Raw genomic sequence first — 7,233 nt, 5'->3', positions numbered from 1 at the left:
GCCATTGCCATGGCCGTTGTCGGCTGGATCGTCGCCCTGGTGATGGTCCACCGTTATCACAAGCGCATCGCGTACTGGGTGTAAGGATTCCACATGGCTTTCATTGAACTGGAACACGTCAGCCTCGATCTTCCGATCTACGAGGTGCACGGCCGCTCACTCAAGCGCCAGGTGATGCGCCTGGGTCGCTCCAATGCCGTTGCCGACAGCAACGACGGCGTCATCATCGTCCGCGCCCTGCAGGACGTCAGCGTTCGCCTGGAGACCGGTGATCGCGTCGGTCTGATCGGCCACAACGGCGCCGGCAAATCGACCCTCCTGCGCGTCCTTGCCGGCATCTATGCCCCCACCGGAGGCATCATCCGACGCGATGGCAAAGTGGTTCCGCTGCTGGACATCAGCCTCGGCATGGACGACAACTCCACCGGTTGGCAGAACATCCGATTGCGCGGCCTGCTGCTGGGCATGACCAAGAACGAGATCATCGAAAAGCAGGAGGGAATCGCTGAATTCAGCGAACTCGGCGATTATCTCGACCTGCCCATCCGGACCTACTCCAGTGGCATGCGCGTACGTCTGGCATTTGCCATTTCCACGGCGGTTGATGCGCAGATCCTGCTGCTGGACGAAGTGATGGGCGTGGGCGATGCCGGCTTCATGCACAAGGCCAAGCAGCGCCTGGCAGATCTTCACGGCCGTTCGGACATCGTCGTGCTGGCCATGCACTCCAACGAAGAGATCCGCCGTGTCTGCAACAAGGTGATCTGGATGGACAACGGTTCAATCCGGATGTACGGCGATACCGCGTCGGTGGTGTCCGCCTATGAGCAGTTCGTCAACGGACATTGAGTCCCCGTCCCACCCTCCGGTACCCCTGATGACGCACCCCATCCAGCCAGCCTCCAATGCCAGCCACTCATCGCCGCAGTCCTCTTCACCGGAGATGATTGCGAGCTGGCTGATGGATACCCTTCGACCACAGCAGGTGATCGATGCGGCTGGAGAAGGCTCGTCCCTGTTTGCAGCTCTGGTCGATCTGGCCGCTTCGCAAGGGCTGCCGGTGCGTCCGGTCGAAGCACCGGACGCATTGGGCAGCACCAAGCTCAACGCATTGGTGATGCTGGCGCCGGACCAGATCAGTGATGGCTGGCAGCTCATGGACTGGATGCGGCGCCTGGACACCCATGGCGGGATCCTGCTGCTGGGCCCTCCGCCTCGTGAGAGCGCGATCACCGGCCACGCCCTGGCAGACGGCCAGCACTGGCTGTTCGTGGCCGATCCGGAATGGAGCATCGGAGCGACACCACCAGGATCAAGCGATCGGCCACAGATCGAAGAGCTCGCCTCCCTGGAAACGGCACAAGCCGTGCTGCTGGAGCAACGCCAGCACATGGAGCAACTGCGCAGCCAGGTCGTGCAACAGGAAAGCAGCCTCACCGAGGTAGAACAGAATCTGCTGCGTGCAGAACGTCGCGTGGCGTCGCTGCGGCGCGCACTGGAAACATCCGGGATCACTTCCCAAGCGACGCTTGATCATCTGCACCGGGCCCAGAATCAGATCGGAGAGCTGCTCAATTCGCGCTCCTGGCGCGTGACCGCCCCGCTGCGCATGGCACACGTTGCCGTCTGGCGCGTTCGTTCGCTGCTCAAGCAGCTCCTGCATCTGTCCACGGCCACCATTCGCGTCGCCCGCCAGAACGGCATCCGCGAGGCCGGACGCCGGATCACCAGCCAGCTGCGGCAGCCCGCTGCATTGTTCCGCCAGGGCTCAGGGGCCGGAAGCTGGAAACTGAGGCCGGTCCATGCGCTTCCACCGGCAAGGCCGGCGAGCAGTTCGCAGCAGCTGCGCGTCCTGCTGGTGGCGGAAATGGGCATCGGGCAGTGCCTGAAATACCGCGTGCTGCAGAAGCAGCTGATGATCGAAAGCCTTGGCTACGACTGCACCGTCGTCAACTGGACTGATGTCGTCTCTACCCGCGACCTGCTCTCCACGCACAGCGTTGCCGTGTTCTACCGCGTCCCCGGCTATCCGGACCAACTGGAGACGATCGCCCTTGCTCGTGCGGCTGGCGTGCGTACGTTCTGGGAAGTCGACGATCTCATCTTCGACATCGAACACTACCGGAACAACAGCAACGTCAACGATCTCAGCCCAGTTGTGCGCAAGGCCATCCTCGAAGGCGTACCGCTGTTCCGGGAGGCGCTGCTGGCTTGCGATGCCTGCATCGCATCGACCACCGCCATGGCCGACGCCATGCGCGCAACCGGTGCGCCCGAGGTCTGGGTCGTCGAGAACGCACTGGACGTGGAGACACTGCGCGCAGCAGAGGAAATCGCCGCCGCACCGCCGCGTGGTGATGGATTGCTGCGCATCGTCTATGGCTCTGGTTCCAAGGCCCACGATTCCGATTTCCGTATCGCCGCTCCAGCGTTGCTACGCATTCTGAAGAAGCGCTATGACGTTCGCCTTACCATCATCGGTCATCTCAACCTTCCCGAAGCGTTCAACGAAGTCGATGCCCAGGTAGAGCGCCTGCCGCCCTCCGATTACCCGACCTACATGCGCAGGCTCGCCAGGTGCCAGATCAACATCGCACCGCTGGAGCGCACGGTCTTCAATGACGCCAAGTCCAACATCAAGTATCTGGAAGCGGCGATCCTGGGCATTCCCAGCGTCTGCTCCTCCAGCATGGAGTACCAGCAGACCGTCCAGCACGGCACCACCGGTCTGCTGGCCAGTACCGAACAGGACTGGGAAGAACAACTGCTGGCATTGATTGGGAGCCCCGGGCTGCGCCGCCAGATCGGCGAGAACTCGCGTCGCCATGTCGAGGATGACTACACCCCTGAAGCCGTAGCCAAGCACAGGCTGCTGCCATGGCTGAAGTCATTGGAACCGTCCGTCGAGCGTCGGCCACGTATTCTGGGCGTCAACATTTTCTTCGAACCACGCAGCTTCGGCGGCGCCACGATCGTGGCCGAGCAGATGGCACGTATCATCAATGCAGGCGGCCGGGCGGAATACGCGACATTCACCACCCTGCCGGCCACCGATGTGCATGCCTACAAGGTGACCCGCTACGAATCGAGCGCGGGCGAGGTGTTCGCCATGGGTCTGCCGCATGAGCACGATCAGGCCCTGCATTTCGACAATCCCTATCCCACGCATGGGTTCCGCGAAATCCTCCGCGCCTGGCGTCCGGACGTGGTTCACATCCATTCCATCCAGGGCATCGGCATCCAGATCGCGGAAGTCTGCCAGGCCGAAGGCGTCCCGTTCGTGGTAACGCTGCACGATGCATGGTGGATCTGTGCGCGCCAGTTCATGGTCAACGACAAGGGCCGTTACTGCTACCAGCGCAAGATCGACCTTGATGTGTGCTCGCGCTGCGTACCGCAGCCCGCAATGAACCCCTATCGCCAGTACCGCCTGCACGAAGTGTTGACCGGCGCAGCGTTGATGCTGTCACCCAGCAAGTTCTTCGCTGGTGTCTACGCCGACAACGGGTTTGATCCCGAGCGCCTGCGGGTCAACAAGAACGGCATCGTCAAACCTGCTTCGGCCATTCACCGCGAGCCACCCAGCACCCGCCCGCTGCGGTTCGGTTTCGTTGGCGGCGAGGGCCCGATCAAGGGAAGCGCCCTGATCAAGAAGGCTTTCGCAGGCCTGCCGCATACCAACTACGAACTGCATGTCGTCGACAACGAACTCAACCTCGGACGTCGTTCGATCTTCGAATCCAACTGGAAGGTTCCCGGCACCTTCAAGGCGGTCCCCGCTTACAGCCAGGAGACCATCGATTCGTTCTTCGGCAGCATCGACGTGCTGTTGTTCCCGACCCAGTGGAAGGAGAGCTTCGGCCTGTCGGTCCGCGAGGCATTGATCCGCGATGTCTGGGTGATCGCTACCGACGCAGGCGGTGTCATCGAAGATATCGTCGACGGCGAGAATGGCGACATCATCCCGCTGGATGATGATGGCAGCGCGCTGCAGGCCGCCATCAAGCGCCTGCTGGATGCGCCGGGCCAGCTCGACGGTTACCGTAATCCGCACGCCGCAATGGTGCGTCTGTTCGACGAACAGGCTACGGAACTGACCGACTACATGCTGGAAGTGATCGAGCGCCAGCCAGTGAACTGGCGCGACCCGGACGAACTGAACTGAACGAAGATGCCGTTGGAATGAAGCCAGCCGGGTTTCCACGAATTCAACGAAAAAGCCGCTGATCGTGAGATCAGCGGCTTTCTTTTTCATCAGGGCTCAGGGCAACCGCGCGGGAGGATGTCGTCCTGGTTTTCCGTTTCCAGGAATACGCAACTGTCCACGCGTTCCTGGCTGTGGCTTTCCCACACACTTACGCCGCTGCCATCGCGCGGCGCGACTTCCCCGCCTACATAGGCTTTGCCATCCAGCTTGAACTCGGCGTAGCCATTGTCGGTGAGCTCTGACAGCTCGAAGGGCAGCACAAGCCGCTCTCCTCCCTGGGTCCACAGCCGCAGTTCGGCCTGCCCGGCATGCGTGGTCATATAGGTGCCAAACCGCACCGAGATACGCTTCAGGCCAGCAGGATCCTCGCTCTGTGCGGGCAGGAAGTGCAACGGCACGGTGTTGTCGGGCGTCAACGGTGGCGAGGGCTTCAGCTCAGGCGCCGCGATTGCGGACTGCGTCGCGCCAGTATGGTAGCGCTCGACCAGGAGCGAACAGCTCGCATACGCCATCCAGGCCAGGAACAGCATTGCCAGCCCGTGCCCGGCCTTGAACAGCAGGCCATCGCGCGGTGCTGCGTTGGCCGTCAGCGCCATCACCAGGCATAGACCCGGAATCAGCAGATAGCGCCCCTGAACGCCATCAACGGTCGTCGAAGCGGGATCGGTCCACTGCACCAGCAGGGCGAGGAAGGTCATCAAGACCGACGCCAGGCAGACCACGACCAGCGTCCAGCGCGCCAGGCTCTGGGTGCGCCACCCTTCCAGGTCGAGCGACAGCAGCATCAACACCACCAGCGTCAGCCCTGTCATGTGGTAGAAGGCAGGTGAGAAGGACGCGTCCAGCCAGCCCAGCACCCCGATGAACGACACGACGTAGAAGGACATCCGCGCCATGTTGGTCCAGGTCGCGAACAGGATGGAGGTCAGTTCACCGGGATGCGTGAGAAGGTGCAGCAGACGAGCTGCATGATCGATCCGATGGCTGCTGGGGGGATAGACCGTCGTCTTCACCGTGAACAGGGTCCATGCCAGTACGAACACACTGATGGCGATCGCAATGTACAGCTGCCGGCGCTCGCGCATCAGCCATGCTGCGACGAAGGGCAACAGCAGCATCGGCAGCATGTTCGCGCGACAGGCACAGACCAACAGGACACTTATGTGGAGTGCAGCCACCGCCGTCGGTGGCGAGGCACGGCCATCGGTGGCGATCCGCATGAAAGCCGATAGGCCAACCAGCGCCACTGCTGTGGCCATGGGATCAAGCACCGCCGCGCCAAACAGAAACAGGTTCATCGGCAATGCGAGCAACGCCAGCACCACCGCCGAAGGCCGGTGGAGTCTGAAGGCCAGCAGTAACAGAACCCCGCAGGTCATCCATTCCAGCAGGCGGGCCAGCCGATAGGATTTGCCCACGCTCATGCCCAGCGCTTTGCCCATGCCCAGCCCCACGGCTTGTGGCGCGTACATCAGCGGGAAGTAGTAAGCGGTCCCCACTGCCGTCTGGAACTGCGGCTGGTCGCTCCACTTCACGCTGCCTGCCGCCTGCAGTTCATCAGCGGAGACTTTGCGCTGTGACGCTCCCTTCAGTGGTTCGAAGTACGACATGTACTGCACCAGGCCACTGTCGAGGTAGCCTCCCGAAGGGGACCCATCCACCGACTTCAACAGGATCTGCCCCTGCCCCATCATGTAGGCACGCTTGACGTGGTCGTACTCGTCAGGCGCCTGGAACGGCGGCGTGATCGCAGACAGGACCAGGCTGACCAGCAGGGTAGCGAGCAGGTACAGCGGCCAGACCTGAGGCGCCACACGCTCTGCCTGGGCGGACACGCGCATCAGGTATTCCCCACTTCAAGCGCCGACCAACGAAGCCGTGGATGAACAGCATGGCGGGGGGTTGCTGCGATGTCCTGGCCGAAGAAGGCAAGCAACAACTGCACACCCAGCAATATCGGCATCGCGGCCAGCATCACCGTACCGCTGCTGGCAACCTGCCCGGTACCAATGCTGGTCAGCCAATGCTGCAGGCCATAGATCATGCCGAACAGCAACAGCACCAGGCCGGCCGGCAGTTCGAACGACGCCAGAGACAGATTACGCAGGTAATAGTTGTAGAAAACGCGCTTGCCGAAGTTGCGCAGGTTCTTGAACAGGAACTCCGACAACACCTGCGAGATCTTCAGATTGCTGACTTCGTCGCCATACTTGGCGTGCATCGGCACATCCAGCACCACCGCGCGCAGCGTGCTGAGCCGGAACAGCATGTCGGTCTCGAAGAAATAGCGCTTGCTGATCCGCCCCATCGGCAGGTGGCGCGCCACATCACGGTGGATGGCGGTGAACCCATTGGTGGGATCGAACAGGTCCCAATAGCCGGAAGAGAGCTTGGTCAGGAAGGACAGCCCTGCATTGCCAAACAACCGCAGCTTCGGCATCTGCGCAATGCGCTCGAGATCGAAGAAGCGGTTGCCCTTGGTGTAGTCGGCTTCACCGGCGATGATCGGGCTGACGAAGCTTGGGATCAGCGCCGGATCCATCTGGCCGTCACCGTCTACCTTGACGATGATGTCGATGCCGTCTTCGATCGCTGCGCGATACCCTGTCATGACCGCACCACCCACGCCCTGATTCTCGAGATGGCGCAGAACGACAACACGCGGATCGGTGCAGTTCGCTTCAACGAAGTCGCCACTGTTCATCGGGCAACAATCGTCCACCACATAGATCCGATGGATGTCACTCCCCATTCCATCAATAACGCCAAGAATGTGGTTGATGACCTTGTAGGACGGAATCACAACGGCGATCTGGACAGGCATGCGCACTCTCTGAAGTTCTCCGGGCTGGCCCCGGCGGGTAACAAAACAAGCCGATTGTGACATCTGCGACCTGTCCAGAGTGTGCAGGGGGCGAACCCGCCCCCTGCGCAGGACGCTTACTGCACGCGACGGCGCAGGTAGTTCAGCAGGTCGATACGGGTGATCAGGCCCAGGAAAGTGTCGCCGTCCATCACGATCGCCA

At 61.8% G+C, this 7,233-nt stretch carries 4 protein-coding genes; 2 read left to right on the top strand and 2 right to left on the bottom strand.

Going from position 1 to position 7,233, the window contains the following annotated elements:
- The first annotated feature begins 93 nt into the window (after positions 1-93).
- On the top strand, positions 94-849 hold the full coding sequence (locus tag AB0E19_RS37935; RefSeq protein WP_049434952.1) for an ABC transporter ATP-binding protein: 756 nt from the start codon (positions 94-96) through the stop codon (positions 847-849).
- Positions 850-877: 28 nt separating this feature from the next.
- Positions 878-4,165 carry a glycosyltransferase gene (locus tag AB0E19_RS37930; protein ID WP_362189602.1) on the top strand — a complete coding sequence of 1,096 codons (3,288 nt, stop codon included), beginning with the start codon at positions 878-880 and terminating at the stop codon, positions 4,163-4,165.
- Positions 4,166-4,254: 89 nt separating this feature from the next.
- On the opposite strand, the gene AB0E19_RS37925 is transcribed toward AB0E19_RS37930, so the two are convergent.
- Together AB0E19_RS37925 and AB0E19_RS37920 are read right to left on the bottom strand one after the other, a co-directional pair.
- A complete protein-coding gene (locus AB0E19_RS37925; RefSeq protein ID WP_049434950.1) occupies positions 4,255-6,048 on the bottom strand; it encodes a DUF2142 domain-containing protein in 1,794 nt (597 codons plus the stop codon).
- Positions 6,048-7,031, bottom strand: coding sequence for a glycosyltransferase family 2 protein (locus tag AB0E19_RS37920; RefSeq protein WP_049434949.1), 984 nt, complete (start codon positions 7,029-7,031; stop codon positions 6,048-6,050). The genes AB0E19_RS37925 and AB0E19_RS37920 overlap by 1 nt, the downstream gene beginning before the upstream one ends.
- Between the last annotated feature and the right edge of the window lie 202 nt (positions 7,032-7,233).

It is taken from the genome of Streptomyces sp. NPDC047974, assembly GCF_040653375.1.
GTDB lineage: Bacteria > Actinomycetota > Actinomycetes > Streptomycetales > Streptomycetaceae > Streptomyces.
Note: the sequence above shows the minus strand (reverse complement) of the source record. Positions and strands in the feature narration are given on the sequence as shown.

Coding starts and splice junctions, on each gene's coding strand:
- AB0E19_RS37935 (WP_049434952.1), top strand. CDS start 94: ATGGCTTTCATTGAACTGGAACACGTCAGCCTCGATCTTCCGATCTAC.
- AB0E19_RS37930 (WP_362189602.1), top strand. CDS start 878: ATGACGCACCCCATCCAGCCAGCCTCCAATGCCAGCCACTCATCGCCG.
- AB0E19_RS37925 (WP_049434950.1), bottom strand. CDS start 6,048: ATGCGCGTGTCCGCCCAGGCAGAGCGTGTGGCGCCTCAGGTCTGGCCG.
- AB0E19_RS37920 (WP_049434949.1), bottom strand. CDS start 7,031: ATGCCTGTCCAGATCGCCGTTGTGATTCCGTCCTACAAGGTCATCAAC.